Annotated in this window: 1 rRNA gene; it reads left to right on the plus strand. The window is 57.1% G+C overall.

Annotation, left to right across the window (positions count from 1 at the left end):
• Positions 1-1,304: ribosomal RNA gene (locus CKO42_RS26575) — 16S ribosomal RNA — on the plus strand; the annotation flags it as partial.

Raw genomic sequence — 1,304 nt, forward strand, 5'->3', positions numbered from 1 at the left:
CTCGAGAGCTTGCTCTTGGGTGATCAGTGGCGAACGGGTGAGTAACACGTGAGTAACCTGCCCCAGACTCTGGAATAACCCCGGGAAACCGGAGCTAATACCGGATACGAGACGGAGCCGCATGGCTACCGTTTGGAAAGTTTTTCGGTCTGGGATGGACTCGCGGCCTATCAGCTAGTTGGTGAGGTAACGGCTCACCAAGGCGACGACGGGTAGCCGGCCTGAGAGGGCGACCGGCCACACTGGGACTGAGACACGGCCCAGACTCCTACGGGAGGCAGCAGTGGGGAATATTGCACAATGGGCGAAAGCCTGATGCAGCGACGCCGCGTGAGGGATGAAGGCCTTCGGGTTGTAAACCTCTTTCAGCAGGGAAGAAGCGAAAGTGACGGTACCTGCAGAAGAAGCACCGGCTAACTACGTGCCAGCAGCCGCGGTAATACGTAGGGTGCGAGCGTTGTCCGGAATTATTGGGCGTAAAGAGCTTGTAGGCGGTTTGTCGCGTCTGCCGTGAAAATCCGAGGCTCAACCTCGGACTTGCGGTGGGTACGGGCAGACTAGAGTGTGGTAGGGGAGACTGGAATTCCTGGTGTAGCGGTGAAATGCGCAGATATCAGGAGGAACACCGATGGCGAAGGCAGGTCTCTGGGCCACTACTGACGCTGAGAAGCGAAAGCGTGGGGAGCGAACAGGATTAGATACCCTGGTAGTCCACGCCGTAAACGTTGGGAACTAGGTGTGGGCCTCATTCCACGAGGTCTGTGCCGCAGCTAACGCATTAAGTTCCCCGCCTGGGGAGTACGGCCGCAAGGCTAAAACTCAAAGGAATTGACGGGGGCCCGCACAAGCGGCGGAGCATGTGGATTAATTCGATGCAACGCGAAGAACCTTACCAAGGCTTGACATACACCGGAAACACCCAGAGATGGGTGCCCCGCAAGGTCGGTGTACAGGTGGTGCATGGTTGTCGTCAGCTCGTGTCGTGAGATGTTGGGTTAAGTCCCGCAACGAGCGCAACCCTCGTTCTATGTTGCCAGCGCGTAAAGGCGGGGACTCATAGGAGACTGCCGGGGTCAACTCGGAGGAAGGTGGGGATGACGTCAAATCATCATGCCCCTTATGTCTTGGGCTTCACACATGCTACAATGGCCGGTACAAAGGGCTGCGAAATCGCAAGATGGAGCGAATCCCAAAAAACCGGTCTCAGTTCGGATTGGGGTCTGCAACTCGACCCCATGAAGTCGGAGTCGCTAGTAATCGCAGATCAGCAACGCTGCGGTGAATACGTTCCCGGGCCTTGTACA

It is taken from the genome of Lamprobacter modestohalophilus (genome assembly GCF_016583905.1).
Taxonomy (GTDB): Bacteria; Pseudomonadota; Gammaproteobacteria; order Chromatiales; family Chromatiaceae; genus Lamprobacter; species Lamprobacter modestohalophilus.